This window comes from Paenibacillus sp. NFR01 (genome assembly GCF_900111565.1).
Lineage (GTDB): Bacteria > Bacillota > Bacilli > Paenibacillales > Paenibacillaceae > Paenibacillus_AQ.
Window position 1 is genome coordinate 685,551 of record NZ_FOIK01000001.1, and the last position, 20,346, is coordinate 705,896.

The following is a 20,346-nucleotide window of genomic DNA, read 5'->3' on the forward strand; positions in this document are numbered from 1 at the left end:
AGATCATGAATCCGAATCGAAAAAGCATGCTTTCCAAGGAGATTGCCAAAAGAGCCCTCCTGGACAGCCTGATCAAATGCAATCCTCTTACCATGATGAAAAATCCGGTCATGTTCGTCGTTGAAATCGGAACCTTCGTCGTTCTGTTGATGACGGTGTTTCCCGGTTATTTTAACACGCAAGACGACATCGGCTTTAATCTGTCGGTCTTCCTGATCCTGCTCTTTACGGTGTTGTTCGCCAACTTCGCGGAAGCCTTGGCGGAAGGCCGGGGGAAGGCACAAGCCGCCACGCTGAAGAAAACGAAAAAAGAAATTAACGCGAATAAAGTGGTCGGCGGCGGCATTAAAGTCGTGCCATCGACAGAGCTGCTCAAGAACGACATCGTCATCGTTTCCCAGGGAGAAATGATACCCGGCGACGGCGAAGTGATCGAAGGCCTGGCTTCGGTCGATGAGTCGGCGATAACAGGCGAATCCGCACCTGTCATTAAAGAGGCCGGCGGCGATTTCAGCTCCGTGACCGGCGGAACACGCGTCGTCAGCGACCGGATTACCGTACGGATTACGAGCGACCCCGGCGAGACCTTTATCGACCGCATGATTGCGCTCGTTGAAGGCGCCAAGCGGCAGAAGACGCCAAACGAAATCGCGCTGAATACGCTGCTGGTCAGTCTTACGCTGATCTTCCTGATTGTTGTGGTTACGCTGGGACCGATGGCCGACTATCTCGGGATCAAGCTTGAAATTCCGGTACTCATCTCGCTGCTGGTTTGCCTGATCCCGACAACGATCGGGGGATTGCTATCCGCCATCGGCATTGCCGGAATGGACCGCGTGACCCGTTTCAATGTGCTGGCCATGTCGGGAAAAGCGGTGGAAGCGGCCGGAGACATTGATACTATGATATTGGATAAAACGGGCACGATCACTTTCGGGAACCGGATGGCCAGCGAGTTCATTCCGGTCGGCGAAGCTTCAACGGAGACGGTCGGCGGATGGGCCGCCGTCAGCTCGTTGAAGGACGAAACGCCGGAAGGGCGCTCGGTCCTTGAATTAATGAAGAAAAACGGGCTTGCCTATCCCGCAAATCTGGCGGAAGGCGCGGAATTCATTGAATTCAAAGCGGAAACCCGCATGAGCGGCATTGACCTGCCGGATGGACGAAAGGTGCGCAAGGGCGCGGTGGATTCCGTGAAAAAATGGGTGCAGGCCCAGGGCGGCCTGATTCCGCAGGACCTGGATGCAAAGGGCAACGCGATCGCCTCCGAAGGCGGGACGCCGCTGGCCGTTGCCGTCGACAACCGGATCTTCGGATTAATCTACCTGAAGGACACCGTAAAACCCGGGATGCGCGAACGTTTCGACCAGCTGCGCAAAATGGGAATCAAAACGATCATGTGTACCGGAGACAATCCGCTGACCGCCGCAACGATCGCTTCGGAAGCGGGCGTGGACGATTTTATTGCGGAAAGCAAGCCGGAAGACAAGATTGCCGTCATCAAACGCGAACAAGCCGCAGGTAAGCTGGTCGCCATGACCGGCGATGGTACGAATGACGCTCCGGCGCTTGCGCAGGCCGACGTGGGCCTGGCAATGAACAGCGGTACCACCGCCGCGAAAGAGGCCGCCAACATGGTTGACTTGGATTCCGACCCCTCAAAGATCATCGAGGTGGTTGCGATCGGCAAGCAATTGCTGATGACGCGCGGCGCCTTGACCACGTTCAGCATTGCGAACGATGTCGCCAAATATTTTGCGATTATTCCGGCGATGTTCATGCTGGCGATCCCGAAATTAAGCGTGCTGAATATTATGGGGCTCGGTTCTCCGGTATCGGCGATACTATCGGCACTGGTCTTCAATGCGGTCATTATTCCGCTGCTGATTCCGCTTGCGATGAAGGGCGTCGCCTATAAACCGACGAGCTCGGCGAAGCTGCTTAGCCGGAACTTGTTCGTCTACGGGCTGGGCGGCCTGATCGCCCCGTTCGTCGGAATCAAGCTGATCGACCTGATCGTTCATTTATGGGTGTAACGGATACGTCTCACAGAGAGGAATGGGATTGACATGAACTATACGGAAGAACATGAAGTGGAACCTTCGCGGGGAGCGTACTGGTTGTCCATGGTTCGCCTAAGCGTGCTGTTTATCGTGTTATGCGGCTTGATTTACCCGCTGGTGTGCACCGGGCTGGCTAATCTTTTGATGCCCGGCCAAGCGAAGGGCAGCATAATCAAAGATGCATCCGGACAAATCGTCGGCTCCGAATTGATCGGGCAAAATTTTACGGACCCGAAATATTTTCAAGGCCGGGTATCCAGCATCGAATATAATGCCGAAGCCTCGGGTACAAACAACTATGCGCCTTCCAATGCGGATATGCTGAAACGGACCGAAGATTCGATAAAGGCCTGGCAAGCGGCCAATCCGGATGTTCCGGTCAGCAAGCTGCCGGTCGACCTGATTACCAATTCCGGCTCGGGCCTTGATCCGCATATCACGCCGGAATCGGCGCGGGTCCAAATCCCGCGGATCAGTAAATTGACCGGCCTTAGTGCCGATGAATTGGAGCAGCTGGTGGAGAAGCATACCGAAGGCAAAGACCTGGGACTGTTCGGCGAACCGCGCGTCAACGTACTGCGATTGAATCTGGACCTTCGCGGGCATCTCTAAAACCGGTCAGGGGCTGACTTATGGTACATTTTAAACGAAAAACACCGGAGGAACTGTTGTATTCGATTTACAAGCTCCACCGCGGCAGGCTTAAAATCATTATCGGCTCGGTCAGCGGCTCCGGTAAAACGTATCATATGCTGCAGGAAGGCAAGCAATTGCAGCAGCAGGGAATTGATGTCGTCTGCTGCGGCGTATCGACGATGCAGCGGACGGAAACGGTGGAACAGCTCAAAGATATGCAGCGGCTCCCCAGCATTCACTGGCAGAAGAATGGCGTAGAGCAAAAGGATCTGCCGCTTGATGCCCTGATCGAACGCAATCCGGAAGTGGTGCTGGTGGACGGTTTGGCCCACCGCAACCGCGACGGCGCCAGGTTCGCCACCCGGCTGGAGGACATCCGCTATTTAATGGACCAGGGTATCAGCGTCATTACAACGATCAATGTGTATGAGCTGGAGGGCGTGGAACAGCAAATCTTCAAGATGACCGGAATCAAAGCCGAGGAAACGGTGCCGATGAACACGTTGGACATGGCGGACGAAGTCAGGCTGATCGACGTATCGCCGGAAACGATCCTAAAGCGCCTGGAAGAGGGCATCCTGGGGGACAAGGCGCATCCGGCGCTGTCCAAACGGGGCAACCTGGGCGTGCTCCGGGAGCTTGCGCTCCGGCTGGTGGCGGAGGGCGTAAATGATACGCTGGAGAAGCACCGCGAGGAACAAGGGCTGCTCGGGCCTTCCGGCGCCGCCGAGCGGATACTGGTGTCCGCCCAATATCACTGGAACGGTTCGCTCTATGTGCGCAGAGGGCAGCAGATTGCCAAACGCCTGGGAGGCGACATGATCGTCGTATCGTTCGTGCTGGCAAAGAAGCCGCTGACGAAAGAACAGCAGGCCTTCCGGCAATCGATCATGAAGCTGGTCAAACGGATTGAAGCGCGGTTCGAGGAGTTGAAGCTACCGAATTTGCGCCGTCTTCCCGCCTCGCTCGTCCAGTATGCCATTCAGAACAATGTCACCCGGATTGTGATGGGCCATTCCCAGAAGAATCATTGGCAGGAATTCTGGCAGGGTTCGATTGCGAACCGGGTGCTGCGGGGAACCCGCAACATCGATATTTTTCTGATGGCGGACCGGGCACGGGAGGAGGGCGAACGGATATTGCCCGTAAAGTCCGGACCGAAAAGGCAAGAGGAGACGTTCCACCGCTTAAGCGACGCGGAAATGCAAAAGAAGCTGGATTCCATCCGGCGGGGGACGTTCAAGGTCTATATCGGCGCAGCGCCGGGCGTGGGCAAAACGTATAAAATGCTTCAGGAGGGCAATCTCCTGCAGCGTAAAGGAATCGACGTCGTGATCGGGCTGCTCGAGACCCACGGACGGAAGGAAACCACCCAGCAGATCGGCGAGTTGACGATGATTCCGCGGGCACAAATTACGTATCAATATGCTCAAACAGGGCAATCCACGCAAACCGTAGACTCGGCCCCATCCGTTTCATCCGCGCGCCAATCGGTACGCCTGGAGGAGATGGATGTCGAGGCGATTATTGCCCGTCACCCCGAGGTGGTGCTGGTCGACGAGCTGGCCCATACGAATGTACCCGGCAGCGCTACGCGCAAACGGTACGAGGACGTGCTCCGGCTGCTGGAGGCGGGAATCTCCGTCATCACCACCGTCAATGTGCAGCATCTGGAGAGCCTGAATGATGCCGTTGAGCAGCTGACCGGCGTCCGTGTCAGGGAGACGGTGCCCGATGCCATCCTCAAAATGGCCAATGAAATCGAACTGATCGACATCACGCCGCAAATGCTTCAGGACCGCATGAGGGAAGGAAAGATCTATGCCAGAGAGAAAATCAACCAGGCGCTGGATTCTTTTTTTAGAATCGGCAACCTGATCGCCCTCCGGGAATTGGCGCTAAGGGAGATTGCGGATGATGTAGACGAGCGGCTGGAAGCGTGGGACCGGGACTCCGCACTGCGCGGCGCCTGGGCCCGCCGGGAAGTCATCTTCGTCTGCGTGGATTTGGATCCGCGTGCCGAGCGTCTGATTCGCCGCGGATTCCGGATCGCCCACCGCTTGAAAGCGGAGTGGTATGTGCATTACGCCCAGTGCGGGTCAGGTTTGGTTCCGCAAAAGCAAAAGCAGCTCGATGCCTTGCGGCTGTTAACCGAAAGGCTGGGCGGTAAAATAGAAGTGACAGTAACCGAGGGCAACCGTAAGATTCACCGGCATTTGCTGGACCGGATAAATGAAGTGGGGACGACCCAGCTGATCATCGGCCAGTCGCGCAAGCCCCGGTGGCTGACCTTACTGAGAGAGACGTTTGTCCACTACCTGCTCCGAAACGCCCGGCATCTGGATATGCTGATCGTCGCGGATTTCGACCCGCTGGTTCATGAGTGAACCGCCCGAGCCCAAAGAAGCATTTAATAGAATTATATAGCTGTGCCAGCGTTACATTACGCGCCATACAGTAAGGCGGAACCGGCGGTTCCGCTTTTTTCATATCCTCGTTCCGGATCATACAGGTATAATTGGAGTATGGTTTAGATAAAAACGGAACTTACGGCTAACGGAGGATGGACAATGAGCGTTATAGAGGAAACGGAATTCTTTACGCTGCATCAGGCGGCGGAAGGGGTGTGGGCGGCAATCGCGGTGCCGGGGTCAGGTGCCCAAGGCAATGCGGCCATTGTGGATTTGGGTGATGTAACGATCGTTGTGGATACCTTTATGGTTCCGCAAGCCGCGGAGCAGCTGCGCCAAATGGCGATCGAGCTGACCGGAAGACCTATCCAATTTGTGGTCAATACACATTATCACGGGGATCATCATTACGGCAATCAGGCTTTTTCGGACAGTATCATTCTCTCGACGGAAAAAGTGCAGCAATTCCTGAGCGGACATGCGGCGCCTCTGGCGGAGGATTGGCAGGCTGCGCTGCGGCAGCAGATTGCGGGCCTGATAGAAGCTCAAGACAATGAAACCGACCCGCGGGTCGTGTCGGCCCTCCGTGATGAAATTGCGGACAAAGAGCGGCTGCATGAAGCGGCTCCTGCGATCCGGAGGGTGACGGCTTCTATAACATTTACGGACAAGCTGACCCTTCACGGCTCCAAGCGCACGGCCCGGATTATCACCTATGGCGGGGGACACACGCTCAGCGATGCTTTTATTTACATTCCCGAAGAAAAAGTGCTGATCGCCGGCGACCTGATTCTGGAGAAAACCCACCCGGCGATGCTGCATGGCGACCTTGCAGCCTGGCCGGTTATTTTGGAGCGCATCCGAAGCGATTTTGAATTGAACGCTGTGATTCCGGGACACGGGTCCATCGCCGGGCCAGACAATATCGATGAAATGCTGGATTACTTGAATAACATTCAGGAAGCGGCCAAACAAGCGGCTGCGTCCGGCATAACGGCTGAGGAGGGATTGGCGCTAGGAATCCCGCAGGCTTTTGCCGACTGGACATGCGCGCATGTGTATGGCTGGAACTTCCGCTGGTTATATAACGCATACACCGACAGGAGGAACGACGAATGAACTTTCGCGACCCGCAAATCAATTTGTATGTTGAGAATCTTGAACGGTCCCGGCGTTTTTATGAAAAGCTCGGGTTTACGGTGACGTTTACCGCCGAGCTCGGCGGCGCGCCCGTTCATCATGAGATGAAACTGGGAACATTTACGCTGGGCGTCGCCACCCGGGAATCCGCCCGGGAAGTGCACGGGCTCAATCCCGGGCTGAACGCCGGCTGCGAAATCGCGGTATGGACCGACGATACGGATGCGGCTATAGCGTATATTCTGGAGCATGGCGGGACGCTGCTCTCCGAGGCCCATGATTTCCTGGGACGGCTGCGCTCAGGCTGGGTGCAGGATCCGGACGGAAATCCGATTCAGATCGTTTCCTCCAAATAGGTTCTGAACTCGGTGACGGTCTTGAATAACCGGTCCGGCTCTTGGCGCAGCAGCTCAGCGGTATCGACATAACTTCCCCAGGCTGCGGACCACATCGGCATGCCGACTGCTTTGGCGCAGCGGATGTCAGTGACGGCATCGCCGACATATACGGCTTCTTCGGGCTTCAGGTCAAAGCGCCGCAACACCTCGCGGATACCCTCGATTTTGATCTGCCCCTGCGGCGAGCCGGTTTCGATCCAGTCAAAGCTGTCGTCCATCCCGTAGTAAGCCAGGGAGAGGCGGCAGCTTTTTTCGCCTTTGCCGGTGACCAGCGCGACGATCTTCCCTTTTTCCTTCAAACTTTGCAGAATGTCCGTCATCCCCTCAAAAGGCACGGCGCACATCCCATGCAGATCTTCATAGTTCCGCAGGTATCCGCTTAAGCCTTCCTCGTAAAAATCGGGAATCAGCGCTTTGATCGTGCCTTCCTCGCTTGGTCCGAACGTGGCAATAATCTCCTCGTCAGAAATCGGCCGTCCGGCGTGCGGCTCTATCGCTTTACGGAAAGCGGCAATGCACAGGGGCAGCGTATCCGCTACCGTACCGTCAAAATCAAAAATCACGGCTTTCATGGATGCTCCAGCTCCTTCGGATAGGGGATTGGATTAGTTCATGTGATGCAACGCGTCCAGTTTCTCTTCGTAGACCTGCTTCTTATGTTCGATAAAAGCGAGCTGCGCATCCAGCTCCGCTTTGCGCTCCAGCAGCAGCCGCTCCTGTTCCCGAATAACGTCATACCTCGCCGTTACCCCCTCAAGCTCCTCGGTCGACAGACCGATGTACTCGCGCACCTTTTCAATGCCCATCCCGGAATTCCGGATACACTGGATCATGCGCAGGCGCATGAGGTTGTCGTCGGAGAACAGGCGGATATTGTTTTTATCCCGCTGGACCTCGTTCAAGAGGCCGATTTCTTCATAGTACCGAATGGTGGGTTTGGAGAGGCCCAAGATTGCTGCGGCTTCCTGAATCGTGTAACGCGGCTCTGCGCCGTATTTGAAAATGTCCACAAATTTTTTCTCCTTTGCTGTTGACTTCAAGTTACTTGAAGGGGTTAAAGTGATCGTAGCATGAAGCATGCGAGATCACAAGATGGAGGGAACGAAAATGAACGAACAGGAATTGCGTGTGATTAACCGGATGTATGTGAACGGAGAGTTTGTCCGTCCACAGGGAACGGAGGAGATGGAGCTTATAAATCCCGCGAACCGCAAGGTGATCGGCAAGGTAACGCTCGGCAATGAAGCGGATGCCCTTGCGGCGGTCGCCGCAGCGAAGACGGCGTTTACGGCATTCTCCCAAACAACGGTAGAAGAGCGGATGGACATGCTGCTGCGTTTGCGCGAGGGGATCGAAGCGAAAGCGGATCAGTTCACAAGCAACTGTATCGAGGAGTACGGGGCTACGCTCCGGGTGGCGCAGGCGCGAAGCAAACTGACGGCGGATTTTTTCGGGATGGCTTATGATTTGCTGCAAAACTTCGCATTTCGCGAAACGATCGGCCGGGCCGAAGTCGTCAAAGAACCGCTTGGCGTTGTTGCGGTCATTACCCCCTGGAACGCCAACACCTCGCAAATTACGGCCAAAATCTCCAGCGCCATAGCTGCTGGCTGTACGATGGTGATCAAGCCGAGCGAGATCAGTGCCATCCAGACGGATTTGCTGGCACAGTGCATCCATGAAGCGGGCATTCCGGCCGGCGTCGTGAATTTCGTCAACGGCCTTGGGTCTACGGTGGGGAGCGCGCTGCTCCGGCATCCGGATGTGGCGATGATATCATTTACCGGCTCGACCAAGGTCGGTCAAATGATCTACCGGGAAGCTGCGGTTACGATGAAGAAGGTAGTGCTGGAACTGGGCGGGAAATCGCCGAATCTCGTGCTGGACGATGCCGATCTGGAGCAGGCGATTCCGCGGGCAATCATGGGGTGCTTCATGAATAACGGCCAAGCCTGCATTGCGGGTACGCGGTTATTCGTACCGGAGACGCGAATCGGTGAAGTGAAGGCGATCGTCCGGCGAACGCTTGAAGGGCTTAAAACGGGAAATCCATGGGATGAAGACACCGTAATCGGCCCGCTGGCCGGCGCCAAACAATATGAACAGGTTCAGCGCTATATCCGGCTCGGCTTGGAGGAAGGTGCGGAGCTGATCGGCGGCGGCGAAGGGCATCCGGAAGGGCTGGAGGGCGGTTATTATGTCAAACCGACGGTATTTGCCGGGGTGAAGCCGGAGATGACCATTGCCCGTGAGGAAATATTCGGACCGGTGTTGTCGATTCTGACTTACGGTAGCGAAGAGGAAGCAGTGGCCATGGCCAACGATACGGATTTTGGGCTTGGCGCCTATATTCAATCGGGGGATCCGGAGCGGGCGATGAAGGTTGCATCCCAAATCGCGGCCGGCGTTGTCGTGATCAACGATGCCGGCTTTGAAATGACGGCCCCGTTCGGCGGCTACAAGCACTCCGGCATCGGCCGGGAGAATGGCGTGTACGGCGTGGAAGAATTTTTGCAGGTGAAATCGATTATGCGGTAAATAACGGCTGCAGCGTCGCTTTAGCGATAAAAGGGCCGTCCCAAGCAGACGTTTCATGGCTCGGGACGGCCCTCTTTGCATACGTTTATATTATTCCGTCAGTCGTGCCGGCAACGGCAGAGCCGTTGAACCCGACGGGTCCGGTCAAGATGATTTCGATGGTGGACGAAATAAACAGACTGTACCGGATTTGTCCTGCGTTGACCGCCGCTGCAGGAGGAAAGTCGCCTGTCGTGATGCTCAAAGGCGCCAAGGAGGTAATCCCGTCCGTATCGAATACCTCTGTGTAAATTAAGGTGCCTGTTCCGGCTGTGCCTGTGCTGTTTCTTTCAATGGTTAAAGTAACCGTCGCGAACAGCTCGACATCGCCATCCAGTTGAACCGATCCGTTAAGCGCCACCCTAGCATTCGAGGCGTCAGGCGTGTTGGCTACGGCAAAGGTCTGCAGCCCGATATCTCCGATCAGTACAGGGGTGGTTTCTATGAGTGTCGTTCCCGTGCTTATATTCGAAAAGACAGAGATTCGTTCATCAAGGAAAACAATCGGCATCATATATCACCCCCTCGGTAGATAATATATGATGAGCGAGAAGTTTGGCGTGGACGCTAACCAGATAGATATATCCGCAAAGTCGCACCGTAATACTTGCTGAATGCAAGTAAAAAAACCTTGTTATTTTTCCGCTTCCCTCTTAACATATTAGCATGTGCTTATATGAGTGGAGGAATCCATGTTGGACGAGCTCAACCGGATGGCAGACGATCTGAAGCTGCTTGGGGATAAAACCAGGCTCTCCATGATGTCTCTATCGGCCGTCAGCCAGCATCTAAACAAGCTGCGAATAGGACGGCGGCAGGCAATGAGGTCCGTGCAGCGGTTACCATGGAGAAGAACAGGAGCGGAACAGAAAAATGCTGGCAGGTTTGATCTTTATCTTTACTTTGGTTTTTGTAATCTGGCAGCCGCGGAAGCTGTCCATCGGCTGGTCGGCCTGCGGCGGTGCGGCGCTTGCACTGCTTGCCGGCGTCGTGAATTTTCAGGATGTTCTGGACGTCACGCAGATTGTGTGGAACGCCACGCTGGCTTTTATCGGAATTATATTGATTTCTCTGGTGCTGGACCGGATCGGCTTTTTTGAATGGGCGGCACTGCATATGGCTGCGGCGGCCAGGGGCAACGGGAAGCGGATGTTTGTATACGTGATTTTGCTCGGTGCGGTCGTGTCCGCACTGTTCGCGAATGACGGGGCGGCGCTTATCCTAACGCCGATCGTGCTGGCCATGGTACGCGCGCTGAAGCTGGACGAACGGCAGGTATTTCCATTTATTATCGCCGGCGGGTTTATCGCCGATACCACATCGCTGCCGCTTGTCGTCAGCAATCTCGTCAATATCGTCTCCGCCGATTATTTCGGGGTCACGTTTGGCGAATACGCACTTCATATGATTATACCGACAATCTTCTCGCTGCTTGCGAGTCTGCTCGTGCTGTATTTGTATTTCCGCAAGAGCATTCCGGCCGCTTTTGATCCGGAGGAGCTGAAAGCGCCGGCGGAAGCCATCAAGGACCTGCGGATGTTCCGGCTGTCCTGGTGGGTGCTGGCGGTGCTGCTCGCCGGATATTTTGTCTGCGAGTTGGCGGGCATTCCGGTATCGGCCGTGGCCATGGGCATTGCCCTGGTATTCCTGCTGATGGCCAGACGCAGTCCGCAGGTCTCGACACGCGAGGTAATAAAGGGAGCGCCGTGGGCTATCGTCTTTTTCTCGATCGGGATGTACGTGGTAGTGTATGGGCTGCGCAACGTCGGTTTGACCGATATGCTGTCCGACGTGATTATCGAGACGGTAAAACACGGGCTGCTGGCGGCTTCGCTGGGCATGGGTTTCCTTGCAGCACTGTTATCTTCGGTAATGAACAATCTGCCGACTGTAATGATTGGAGCCCTGGCGATCGATGGGGCCCATGCTACGGGGCTGATGCAAAAAGCGCTGGTGTATGCGAACGTCATCGGATCGGATTTGGGACCGAAGATGACGCCGATCGGTTCGCTGGCAACGCTGCTATGGCTGCATGTACTGGCGGGCAAAGGCGTCAAAATCACATGGGGGCAATATTTCAAAACCGGGATCGTGCTGACGATTCCCACGCTGGTTATAACCTTGCTAGGTTTGGCGTTGGGACTAAAATTGTTCGGGTAATCTGGGAGGTGCTTTGGGATGGGACACTATAATAAAATTCACTTTACGGATAAAAGAGGCAGGGACATCGTTCTGCGTGCCGCTACAAGCGCAGATGCGGAGCAGGTGCTCGCCTATAACCGGAGCATTTTTCAGGAAGCGCCGTATTTGTTGACGACATTAGAGGAATTCACCATCACGGCCGAAGATGAACGGCGATGGATTGAGGATATCCAGCAGGACCCGGATAGCCTTATCCTGATTGCTATTTACGAGGGCGAAGTCGCCGGCTTCCTTGATTTTCAACGCGGGCACCGGCGGAGGATCGCGCATACGGGTTCTTTTTCGATCAATATCCGCAGGGATCTGCGCGGGGGCGGGCTGGGCACGCGGATGCTGCAGGAGTTGATAACCTGGGCAACGGCGCGGCCGGAACTCGAAAAAATTTGGCTTCAGGTGTTCGCTACCAATCAACCGGCAATTTCGCTGTACGAAAGCCAGGGTTTTGTGCAGGACAGTCTAATGGAGAAACAGATCAAGCTGGAAAACGGCGAGTACGTTGATCTGGTGGGCATGGGGCTGCTCCTGCCGCCTAAAACGGGAGAAGAAAACAAGGGTTGATCAGAGGTTTCATGCAAAAAAAGGTGGTGTCCAAACACGGACGCCACCTTTTTTTTGCCCATAAGAATATATAAATTTCCAGGGTCTATGCAAAGTACTTGATTAGCCTATGCACATCTCCATTCAGGATAACGCCGGAGTAGAATCCCTAAAGATAAGTTGGGTGAAAATGTGGGAAACCTGATGCGGTTGTTCGGGATTGCTGATCCGTGAAAGCAGCATTTCCGCGGCGCAAACACCCATTTCATTGCTGTAAATATGCACCGTCGTTAAATGCGGCTCGATGATACTAGCCTCCGGGCTGTTATCGAAACCGCAGAAAGCGATATCCTTCGGAATGGCGTAATTCATGCTTTTTAGCGCCTTCATAAAGCTGACGGCAATGTAATCGTTCGCACAGATAAACGCAGAAGGGAGCGAAGTCATGGCCTTTATCCGTTGATTGGCCCAATCGCTGCTTGTGAAAAACAGATCGTCGTCATCCAAAATGCATTTCGAGCGATCCACCGTTAAGCCTGCTTCCGTAATGGCCCGGTTAAAACCTGCCCAGCGTTCATTGAAGCTGCGGCAATGATTGTAGTCTCCGATGAAGCCAAAATCCGTGTAGCCGTTCTCAATCAGCTTGCGGGTTAGCAGGTAAGAGCTGTGTTCATTCTCCATCAACAACACATCCGCCTGAAATTCCGGATAGCGGACATGGGCAGAACAGTCAATAAAGATCGTCGGAATGCCCAGCCCCGTTATCAGCTTGCTGTACTCCAAGTTGAACAATTCGATACAGATGATCCCGTCCACATTGGAAGCGTCGAAATTGTTCGGCAGCGACAGGGACTTCTGGTCGATTTCGCGGATAATATGGATGGACAGGTTGTAGCCTTCCTCGCTAATCCGTTTCTCCAGGCCGCTGATCAGAATGGAGCCGAAATGGGAGGTGTTGGGCAAGTTTTCCGTAAGCAGGGCAATATTGCCGGAATGTTTGGATAAGAGGCTCTCGGATTCCATAAAAGAGAACTGCTTGTATTTCAATTCGATGGCTTTCTTCACGACTTTATTTCTTGTTTCTTCTGGAATGCCCGGCGTTCCGTTCAGCGCTTTCGAAGCCGTGTTACGGGAGATGCCCAGCGCGTTCGCGATATCTTGAATCGTAACTTTTTCTTTGGCCACTTGTACATTTCACCTCAGTAATTAATCCGTTTTTCGCGCAGCACATTTGTTGAACACTTTACTTAAATGTATATGAACCGCGCCGGAATAGCAATCTCAATTTTACAAATGCACAATTAAAATGCTTCTTTTACATAGGGTTATGCATAATTGGAGAGAAATCCACTCGCATTGCCAATAAATGACAACCACTAAAATGTGCATTTTTACATGAATTCATTGATCGGTTTTTGCTTTTATGCATAATTCTTAAAGAAAATCGTTATTTAATGGTTATATTTGTGCTAATGTAAAAAATAACGTTGACTCAAATTGTCAAATGAACAAATTAAAATTTACAAAAATTATTGACATGACACTCGCGGTTTGATAAATTGTAAATGCAAAAGGGTGTGTATCGAAAGGGAAAATGCCCAATGCGGACGTCGAAATATGCTTTGCATAATACAAAAAGAACGGAGGTCAAATGTGCAAAATTTAATCGGGGCCAACATGGAGAGAACGACTGCCAAATCCGGAAGCGCTTTTTTGGGATATATGAAGAGACATTTTTTTCATTATTTATTGCTGGCGCCGGCACTTCTTCTCACGCTCATCTTCAAATACGGGCCGATGTATGGGGCGGTAATCGCCTTTAAGGATTTCAGTCCGATCAAAGGGATTTTGGGCAGCGACTGGGTCGGCTTTTATAATTTCAACAAGTTTTTGTCCTCTCCCAATTTTGAAACCATCTTTATGAATACGCTTAAACTCAGCTTGTTCGCGCTTGTACTGGGCTTTCCCGTGCCGATTCTGCTGGCATTGATGCTCAATCAGGTGCAGCGGTCGAGGATCAAGAAGAACATCCAGCTGTTTCTGTACGCCCCGAACTTTATCTCTGTCGTTGTGGTCGTCGGCATGTTGTTTATCTTTCTGTCACCTACTGGGCCGATTAATCAGCTTTACAGTCATTTTTCCGGCGAACCGCTGATGTTTATGTCCCGTCCCGAATATTTCCGCTGGATATACATTCTCTCGGATATTTGGACCGGCGCGGGCTGGGCTTCCATTATTTATGTCGCTGCGCTTGCGAATGTCGATCCCGAACTGCACAATGCAGCCAACCTGGATGGCGCCAATCTGCTGCAGCGCATACGTCATATTGATTTTCCTGCGCTCCGGCCAATTATGGCCATTGTGTTCATTCTCGCCGCCGGCGGCATCATGTCTATCGGTTTTGAAAAAGCGTATTTGATGCAAACGGCGACGAATCTGCCGACCTCGGAGATCATCCCGACCTATGTGTACAAGATCGGTCTGCAATCCGGCGACTACGCCTATTCCGCAGCAGTGGGGTTGTTTAATTCCTTGATCAACGTCATCCTGCTGGTTACTGTCAACTTCATCGTCAAGAAGCTTAACGAAGGCGAAGGCCTTTATTAAAGAAAGGGGCATTGTTACATGTTCGTTCAACACTCCCGGCTGGACCGGCTGATGCTGGCGCTGAACGCGGCGCTGCTGGGGCTGGCCGTGCTGATTGTCGTCGTCCCGCTGATTTATGTGGTCATAGCATCGTTTATGGACCCTTCCGTGCTTCTCAGCTCCGGCCTGTCCTTCCATATCTCTGACTGGTCCGTCGACGGCTATGAAATGATTCTGACCAATCCGGCCATGCTGCGCGGGTTCGCCAATGCGGTTATGTATTCGGTCTCCTTTGCCTTCCTGACCGTGGCGGTGTCCATCTGTGCGGGCTACGCGTTGTCCGAAGATCGACTGAAGGGAAAGGGCGTTGTCATGACGCTGTTCCTGATCACCATGTTTTTTGGCGGCGGGCTGGTCCCGACTTATCTGCTGGTTAAAAATCTTGGCATGCTGAACACGGTATGGGCGATTATTTTGCCGAGCGCGGTCAATGTCTGGAATATCATTTTGTCTAGGACCTTCTTCAAGGGAGTGCCCAGTGAGTTGAAGGAAGCGGCCAACGTGGACGGGGCGTCGGAGATGATGACCTTTTTCCGGATCGTGCTTCCGCTTTCGAAGCCCATCATTTTTGTGCTGGCGCTGTATGCCTTTGTCGGCCAATGGAATTCTTATTTCGACGCAATGATCTATCTAGACAATCCGGCGCTGCACCCGCTTCAGCTCGTGCTTCGCTCGATTCTGATTCAGAATCAGGTCGATCCAAGCATGATCGGGGACCAGTTGGCCATGGCGGAAATGAAACGGCTGTCGGAAATTATCAAATACGCGGCGATTGTGGTCTCCAGCCTGCCGCTGATCATCATGTACCCGTTCTTCCAGAAGTATTTTGAAAAAGGTGTCATGCTCGGTTCGCTGAAATAGAGGGCCGGTTGCACATAGATTAGTTTTCATTATTCGTACATTGGAGGTCATATCCATGTCCACAAACAAAAGCTTTAAGATTTCCGCCAAAGTAGCATCTGCTTCGGTCCTCGCATCCCTGATGTTCCTGTCAGCCTGCGGAGGGGGTAAGGAAAAAGCAGAGAATGCGCAGCAAAATGCGGACGGCAAAGTGACGTTGAATCTGATTACCCAAAGCTCTCCGCTTGCGCCGGCCGACCCGAACGACAAACTGATCAACAAACGGCTGGAAGAAAAAACGAATGTCCATATCAACTGGAAAAACTTCACCAGGGACGTGTTCGTGGAGAAACGCAATCTTGCCGTAGCCAGCGGGGATCTTCCTGACGGTATCTTTAACGCGGATTACAGCGACTATGAACTGCTCAAGCTCGCCAAAGATGGCGTGATCATCCCACTGAACGATCTGATCGAAAAGGACATGCCCAACTTCAAAAAAGTGCTGGAAGAGGCTCCGCAGTACAAAAGCATGATTACCGCACCGGACGGCAACATTTACGCTTTCCCTTGGATTGAAGAGCTGGGCCAGGGCAAGGAAAGAATTCAGGCCGTGGATAGCATGCCATGGATCAATGTCGAATGGCTAAAGAAGCTGGGGCTGGAAATGCCGAAAACGACGGACGAGCTGAAAAAGGTACTGATCGCCTTCAAAACCCAGGACCCGAACGGCAACGGCCAAGCAGACGAAATCCCGCTGTCCTTCATCAATAAACCGGGAGCGGAAGATTTGGCTTTCCTCTTTGCTTCCTTCGGATTAGGTGAAAATCCGGACCACGCAGTGGTCAGCGACGACGGCAAAGTCATCTTCACCGCAGCGGAAGAAGGCTACAAAAACGCAGTCTCTTTTATCCACGAGTTGAACCAGGAAGGACTTATCGATATCGAAGCGTATACGCAGGATTGGAGCACCTATCTCGCCAAAGGCAAGGATCAGAAATACGGGCTCTATTTCTCCTGGGATAAAGCAAATATTTCCGGCGCAAACGACAGTTACGAAGTCATGCCTCCGCTTGCCGGACCGGACGGTGAAATCAATGTCACGCGGACGAACGGACTTGGTCTGGCCCGCGGTAAAATGGTCGTGACCAGTTCGAACAAACATCTGGAGGCCACGGCGAAATGGGTGGATCAACTGTATGATCCGGTGCAATCCGTACAGGACAACTGGGGCACATACGGCGATGATACCCAGCAAAATATTTTTGAATATGACGAAGCCAAAGGTATGCTGAAGCATCTGCCGCTTGACGGCGCGGCTCCGGTGGAACTGCGCGAGAAAACCAGTATCGGTGGCCCGCTGGCGGTACTCGATTCCTATTACGGAAAATATACTACGCTGCCGGACGACGCCAAGGAACGGATGGATATTATCAAGAATATTATGGCGCCGCATATGAAAGCGGAGAATGTTATGCCAAGCGTCTTTAATTCCATCGATGAACTGGACCGCCTGACGACGATTGAAACGGATTTGTTTGCCTATGTGCTCAGAATGCGCACGGAATGGTATCAGAACGGCAAAATAGATAAAGAATGGGACGCTTACCTCAAAGAGCTGAACCGTCTCGGCTTACAGGATTGGATGAAGATCAAGCAGGATGGCTACGACCGGGCTACGCAAAATAAATAAAGCGGAGAGGGCCGCCGCAGGCGGAATTCGCGTCTTGCGGCCCTGCTTTCTTGGGAGCAAAGGAGAGAAAATTATGTCTGCAATCATAAAACCGAATTACCGGGGAGCTTATCATTTTTCGCCGCAAGGCAACTGGATGAATGATCCGAACGGGCTTGTTTATTTTGAAGGGGAATATCATTTGTTTTTTCAACATCATCCGGGTGGAATGACAATGGGGCAAATGCACTGGGGGCATGCCGTCAGCAAGGATCTGATCGCCTGGGAAGAGCTGCCGGTTGCCCTTGCGCCGGATGAGTTGGGGATGATCTTCTCGGGAAGTGCTGTGGTCGATCTGCACAACACGACGGGATTCTTTGAAGATAAACCGGGACTGGTCGCGATCTTCACCCATCATCTGGACCGGCCGGGACAGCCGGCGCTGGAGCGGCAGAGCCTGGCGTACAGCCGCGACAACGGCAGAACGTGGATCAAATATGCGGGTAATCCGGTTCTGGAGAATGAGGCGGCCATCGATTTCCGTGATCCGAAAGTGTTTTGGCACAAGGACACAGCGCAGTGGGTAATGATCGTCGCATGCGGTCAGACCGTGAACTTATACCGTTCCCTGGATCTGATCCACTGGAGTTTTGCCAGCACTTTCGGTGCGGGCATCGGTTCCCATGACGGCGTGTGGGAATGTCCGGATCTGTTTCCGCTTGCCATCGACGGCAGCACGGAAGCGAAGAAATGGGTGATGCTGGTCAGCATCGGTGCCGATCCGCTGCATGCGGAGGGCTCGCGGACGCAATATTTCACGGGCGGGTTCGACGGCGTCGCATTTACGCCCGACGAAGCTTCCCGTACCGTCCGCTGGATCGATTACGGCAGGGACAACTATGCGGGTGTAAGCTGGGCGAATATCCCCGAAGCCGACGGAAGGCGCCTCTTTATCGGCTGGATGAGCAATTGGATGTATGCCCAATGTACTCCGTCTGAAGGCTTCCGAGGAGCGATGACCGTTCCGCGTGAATTGAGCCTCGAGACAAGGGGAGAGGAGACGCTGCTGATTCAGCAGCCGGTCCGGGAGCTGCAAGCGCTGCGCGTTCCTGTGCTGTCGCTGCGGAACGCAGCGGTTCGTGAGATCAATGCGGCGCTTGCTTCGCTGTGGCTTGAAGCGTATGAAATAAACGCGACAATCGTTCTAGGCGTCTCAGCGGGATTCCTCCTGCGCTCAGGCGCAGAATGCTGGACGGAAGCCGGAGTGGATGCCGCGGCGGATGAGCTTTATGTGGATCGCTGTTCCTCAGGCGATACTAGCTTTCATGCCCGGTTTTCCGGCCGTCATGCGGTCAAATTGAAGGGCGTCCCGGCGAAAGCGCTGGATCTCCAACTGCTGGTGGACCGCAATTCGGTCGAACTGTTCGGCAACGGCGGCCAGGCGGTCATAACGGATCTGATCTTTCCTGGGCATGATTCTGGCGGGCTGTCCGCTTGTGCAGACAACGAAGATGCAGTATTCCTGTCCTTGGACATTTACCGGCTTCATGAATAAGAGAGAGCGAATCGGAGGGAAGGTCAGGCATGAAAATTGGTGCAATTGAAGCCGGCGGAACGAAATTCGTATGCGGCATCGGCGATGAACACGGCAGGATCAGCGACCGTATCAGCTTTCCGACGGCGCATCCCGAAGAGACGCTGCCCAAGGTGCTGCGTTACTTCCGGGATCAACAAGTGGAGGCAATCGGCGTCGGATCGTTTGGTCCGATCGACGTCCATCTGGAGAGTCCGACGTACGGCTATATCACAACAACGCCCAAACCCGGGTGGAACAATTTCAATCTGCTCGGAGCTTTGCGTCAGCATTTGGATCTGCCCTTAGGCTTTGATACCGACGTGAACGCTGCCGCATATGGCGAGGCGTTGTGGGGGGCGGCGCAAGGCTTGTCCAGCTGCGTGTATTATACGATTGGCACTGGAATCGGCATCGGCGTATATGCCGAAGGGCGGATGGTTCATGGATTGGTACATCCGGAAGGAGGGCATCTGCTGCCGAGACGCCATCCTCAGGATGCTTTTGCCGGTATCTGCCCGTATCACGGGGACTGCCTGGAGGGGCTGGCCGCGGGACCGGCGATTGAGGCGAGATGGGGCGTGAAGGGCCATAAGCTGAAGTCGGATCATGAAGCTTGGGCTATCGAAGCGTATTATATTGCTCAATCCATCGCCGCGGTGATCCTATTGCTTTCGCCGCACAAGGTCATTCTCGGCGGCGGCGTGATGCAGCAGCCGCAGCTGTTTCCGCTGATCCGTTCAGCCGTGCTGGAGAATCTGAACGGTTATGTCGGCTCGGACTCCATCGTTGAGGGGATTGATGAATACATCGTTCCGCCTGGTCTGGGGATCCATGCGGGATTATGCGGGGCGTTGGCACTGGGCATAGCGGCAAGGCAAAAGCAAAACGAGGAGACTGCGGCCAGCTAGGCCGGGGCGGCCCATAAAAAAACGGCGTTTCCGCAGGCAGCGGGAGGCGCCGTTTTTTATTTGTTTTGAGAAGTCTCGTAAAAAGCGAAATGCTACTCAATTTCATTATTGGTATTTAACTCAACTACCATAGACATGTAAATGTCTATAAGATCCTCACTATCCACTTTAAAACCAAACCGTTCATATAGACGTTGAGCCTGACTTCCTTGCAGAACATTTAATGTCACCCGTTTTCCTATTACATAATCTTGTTTAAGGAGATTTTCTAATACCTGACTACCAATGCCTTTACCTTGGTGATCGGGATGAATGTAAAAATGTTCCAACAGATACCCATCTAATATCGGTTTAAAAGCTATGCAACCAATAAAGGAAGAATCCTCTTTAATGATCCATGTATGAACTGGGTCAAATGCGTCACGAAAGCGTTGGCGAACCTTCTCTTCATTAAATCTTCCTAATCTAGTTAAATCATCATGTAGTACAATTGCCCGTAAATTAGCAATTATCTCAACATCGGAATTTTGAGATTGGTGAAGAGTAATCTGTTCCATCTAAATATCACAACTCCTTTTTCTTGACCTGCATCTTATGACGTTCAGTGAGGGGCATCCAATTATTGAGCTAACCTGCCCGTTCAGCCTGAAAAAGCAGTAATTTCAAGTTTAGTGTTTGTGTCCGTCACAGTAAACAGGCAAGAATTGACCAACATATTTTTCTTATTCGACGCTGTATTCACA

General features: G+C 53.2%; 18 protein-coding genes. 13 read left to right on the forward strand and 5 right to left on the reverse strand.

All coding sequences use genetic code 11. The annotated features are described in order from the left end of the window. Positions 1 to 5: 5 nt before the first annotated feature. From kdpB to BMW84_RS02950, 5 genes are all read left to right on the forward strand, one after another. Positions 6 to 2,036: a potassium-transporting ATPase subunit KdpB gene (kdpB, locus tag BMW84_RS02930; RefSeq protein WP_091064288.1), complete on the forward strand. Its 2,031-nt coding sequence runs from the start codon at positions 6 to 8 to the stop codon at positions 2,034 to 2,036. Positions 2,037 to 2,069: 33 nt separating this feature from the next. Then, positions 2,070 to 2,675, forward strand: coding sequence for a potassium-transporting ATPase subunit KdpC (gene kdpC / locus BMW84_RS02935; RefSeq protein WP_091064290.1), 606 nt, complete (start codon positions 2,070 to 2,072; stop codon positions 2,673 to 2,675). Between the two features lie 20 nt (positions 2,676 to 2,695). Further along, positions 2,696 to 5,086: a histidine kinase gene (locus tag BMW84_RS02940; protein WP_091064292.1), complete on the forward strand. Its 2,391-nt coding sequence runs from the start codon at positions 2,696 to 2,698 to the stop codon at positions 5,084 to 5,086. 183 nt (positions 5,087 to 5,269) lie between these two features. After that, on the forward strand, positions 5,270 to 6,229 hold the full coding sequence (locus tag BMW84_RS02945; RefSeq protein ID WP_091064294.1) for an MBL fold metallo-hydrolase: 960 nt from the start codon (positions 5,270 to 5,272) through the stop codon (positions 6,227 to 6,229). After that, positions 6,226 to 6,606 carry a VOC family protein gene (locus BMW84_RS02950; protein WP_091064296.1) on the forward strand — a complete coding sequence of 127 codons (381 nt, stop codon included), beginning with the start codon at positions 6,226 to 6,228 and terminating at the stop codon, positions 6,604 to 6,606. Before BMW84_RS02945 ends, BMW84_RS02950 begins: the two co-directional genes overlap by 4 nt. Here the strand turns inward: BMW84_RS02950 and BMW84_RS02955 are convergent. Both BMW84_RS02955 and BMW84_RS02960 read right to left on the reverse strand, forming a co-directional pair. Beyond that, positions 6,585 to 7,220 carry an HAD family hydrolase gene (locus BMW84_RS02955; protein ID WP_091064299.1) on the reverse strand — a complete coding sequence of 212 codons (636 nt, stop codon included), beginning with the start codon at positions 7,218 to 7,220 and terminating at the stop codon, positions 6,585 to 6,587. The genes BMW84_RS02950 and BMW84_RS02955 overlap by 22 nt on opposite strands. Positions 7,221 to 7,253: 33 nt before the next feature. Next, complete coding sequence (locus BMW84_RS02960; protein WP_091064300.1) at positions 7,254 to 7,658, reverse strand: MerR family transcriptional regulator; 405 nt, start codon at positions 7,656 to 7,658, stop codon at positions 7,254 to 7,256. Positions 7,659 to 7,755: 97 nt separating this feature from the next. On the opposite strand from BMW84_RS02960, the gene BMW84_RS02965 reads away from it, so the two are divergent. After that, the gene (locus BMW84_RS02965) at positions 7,756 to 9,186 is read left to right on the forward strand and encodes an aldehyde dehydrogenase family protein (RefSeq protein WP_091064303.1); all 1,431 of its coding nucleotides are present in this window, start codon (positions 7,756 to 7,758) and stop codon (positions 9,184 to 9,186) included. Positions 9,187 to 9,271: 85 nt separating this feature from the next. On the opposite strand, the gene BMW84_RS02970 is transcribed toward BMW84_RS02965, so the two are convergent. Beyond that, the gene (locus BMW84_RS02970; protein WP_091064305.1) at positions 9,272 to 9,739 is read right to left on the reverse strand and encodes a hypothetical protein; all 468 of its coding nucleotides are present in this window, start codon (positions 9,737 to 9,739) and stop codon (positions 9,272 to 9,274) included. Positions 9,740 to 10,098: 359 nt separating this feature from the next. Here BMW84_RS02970 and BMW84_RS02975 point away from each other — a divergent pair, with 359 nt between their 5' ends. Continuing rightward, complete coding sequence (locus BMW84_RS02975; protein WP_091064308.1) at positions 10,099 to 11,385, forward strand: arsenic transporter; 1,287 nt, start codon at positions 10,099 to 10,101, stop codon at positions 11,383 to 11,385. 18 nt (positions 11,386 to 11,403) lie between these two features. Then, entirely contained in the window at positions 11,404 to 11,985 is a 582-nt protein-coding gene (locus BMW84_RS02980) for a GNAT family N-acetyltransferase (RefSeq protein ID WP_091064311.1), read from the forward strand. A gap of 123 nt (positions 11,986 to 12,108) precedes the next feature. On the opposite strand, the gene BMW84_RS02985 is transcribed toward BMW84_RS02980, so the two are convergent. Beyond that, positions 12,109 to 13,149, reverse strand: coding sequence for a LacI family DNA-binding transcriptional regulator (locus BMW84_RS02985; RefSeq protein WP_091064313.1), 1,041 nt, complete (start codon positions 13,147 to 13,149; stop codon positions 12,109 to 12,111). Positions 13,150 to 13,641: 492 nt separating this feature from the next. Between BMW84_RS02985 and BMW84_RS02990 the strand changes: the two genes are divergently transcribed. The 5 genes from BMW84_RS02990 to BMW84_RS03010 all read left to right on the forward strand — a co-directional run bounded on the left by BMW84_RS02990 (position 13,642) and on the right by BMW84_RS03010 (position 19,603). Continuing rightward, on the forward strand, positions 13,642 to 14,571 hold the full coding sequence (locus tag BMW84_RS02990; RefSeq protein ID WP_091067993.1) for an ABC transporter permease: 930 nt from the start codon (positions 13,642 to 13,644) through the stop codon (positions 14,569 to 14,571). 18 nt (positions 14,572 to 14,589) lie between these two features. Then, positions 14,590 to 15,471 carry a carbohydrate ABC transporter permease gene (locus BMW84_RS02995; protein WP_091064316.1) on the forward strand — a complete coding sequence of 294 codons (882 nt, stop codon included), beginning with the start codon at positions 14,590 to 14,592 and terminating at the stop codon, positions 15,469 to 15,471. 55 nt (positions 15,472 to 15,526) lie between these two features. Continuing rightward, positions 15,527 to 17,140 carry an ABC transporter substrate-binding protein gene (locus BMW84_RS03000; RefSeq protein ID WP_091064318.1) on the forward strand — a complete coding sequence of 538 codons (1,614 nt, stop codon included), beginning with the start codon at positions 15,527 to 15,529 and terminating at the stop codon, positions 17,138 to 17,140. Between the two features lie 73 nt (positions 17,141 to 17,213). After that, entirely contained in the window at positions 17,214 to 18,674 is a 1,461-nt protein-coding gene (locus BMW84_RS03005; protein ID WP_091064320.1) for a glycoside hydrolase family 32 protein, read from the forward strand. Between the two features lie 29 nt (positions 18,675 to 18,703). Beyond that, positions 18,704 to 19,603, forward strand: coding sequence for an ROK family protein (locus BMW84_RS03010; protein WP_091064322.1), 900 nt, complete (start codon positions 18,704 to 18,706; stop codon positions 19,601 to 19,603). Between the two features lie 92 nt (positions 19,604 to 19,695). On the opposite strand, the gene BMW84_RS03015 is transcribed toward BMW84_RS03010, so the two are convergent. Next, on the reverse strand, positions 19,696 to 20,160 hold the full coding sequence (locus tag BMW84_RS03015) for a GNAT family N-acetyltransferase (protein WP_091064325.1): 465 nt from the start codon (positions 20,158 to 20,160) through the stop codon (positions 19,696 to 19,698). Between the last annotated feature and the right edge of the window lie 186 nt (positions 20,161 to 20,346).

What these genes read in the sequence shown, in the direction of transcription:
- BMW84_RS03015 (WP_091064325.1), bottom strand. Translation starts at nt 20,160, where the DNA reads ATGGAACAGATTACTCTTCACCAATCTCAAAATTCCGATGTTGAGATA.
- BMW84_RS02940 (WP_091064292.1), top strand. Translation starts at nt 2,696, where the DNA reads ATGGTACATTTTAAACGAAAAACACCGGAGGAACTGTTGTATTCGATT.
- BMW84_RS02990 (WP_091067993.1), top strand. Translation starts at nt 13,642, where the DNA reads ATGGAGAGAACGACTGCCAAATCCGGAAGCGCTTTTTTGGGATATATG.
- BMW84_RS02965 (WP_091064303.1), top strand. Translation starts at nt 7,756, where the DNA reads ATGAACGAACAGGAATTGCGTGTGATTAACCGGATGTATGTGAACGGA.
- BMW84_RS02950 (WP_091064296.1), top strand. Translation starts at nt 6,226, where the DNA reads ATGAACTTTCGCGACCCGCAAATCAATTTGTATGTTGAGAATCTTGAA.
- BMW84_RS02980 (WP_091064311.1), top strand. Translation starts at nt 11,404, where the DNA reads ATGGGACACTATAATAAAATTCACTTTACGGATAAAAGAGGCAGGGAC.
- BMW84_RS03000 (WP_091064318.1), top strand. Translation starts at nt 15,527, where the DNA reads ATGTCCACAAACAAAAGCTTTAAGATTTCCGCCAAAGTAGCATCTGCT.
- BMW84_RS03005 (WP_091064320.1), top strand. Translation starts at nt 17,214, where the DNA reads ATGTCTGCAATCATAAAACCGAATTACCGGGGAGCTTATCATTTTTCG.
- BMW84_RS02975 (WP_091064308.1), top strand. Translation starts at nt 10,099, where the DNA reads ATGCTGGCAGGTTTGATCTTTATCTTTACTTTGGTTTTTGTAATCTGG.
- kdpB (WP_091064288.1), top strand. Translation starts at nt 6, where the DNA reads ATGAATCCGAATCGAAAAAGCATGCTTTCCAAGGAGATTGCCAAAAGA.
- BMW84_RS03010 (WP_091064322.1), top strand. Translation starts at nt 18,704, where the DNA reads ATGAAAATTGGTGCAATTGAAGCCGGCGGAACGAAATTCGTATGCGGC.
- kdpC (WP_091064290.1), top strand. Translation starts at nt 2,070, where the DNA reads ATGAACTATACGGAAGAACATGAAGTGGAACCTTCGCGGGGAGCGTAC.
- BMW84_RS02945 (WP_091064294.1), top strand. Translation starts at nt 5,270, where the DNA reads ATGAGCGTTATAGAGGAAACGGAATTCTTTACGCTGCATCAGGCGGCG.
- BMW84_RS02955 (WP_091064299.1), bottom strand. Translation starts at nt 7,220, where the DNA reads ATGAAAGCCGTGATTTTTGATTTTGACGGTACGGTAGCGGATACGCTG.
- BMW84_RS02995 (WP_091064316.1), top strand. Translation starts at nt 14,590, where the DNA reads ATGTTCGTTCAACACTCCCGGCTGGACCGGCTGATGCTGGCGCTGAAC.
- BMW84_RS02970 (WP_091064305.1), bottom strand. Translation starts at nt 9,739, where the DNA reads ATGATGCCGATTGTTTTCCTTGATGAACGAATCTCTGTCTTTTCGAAT.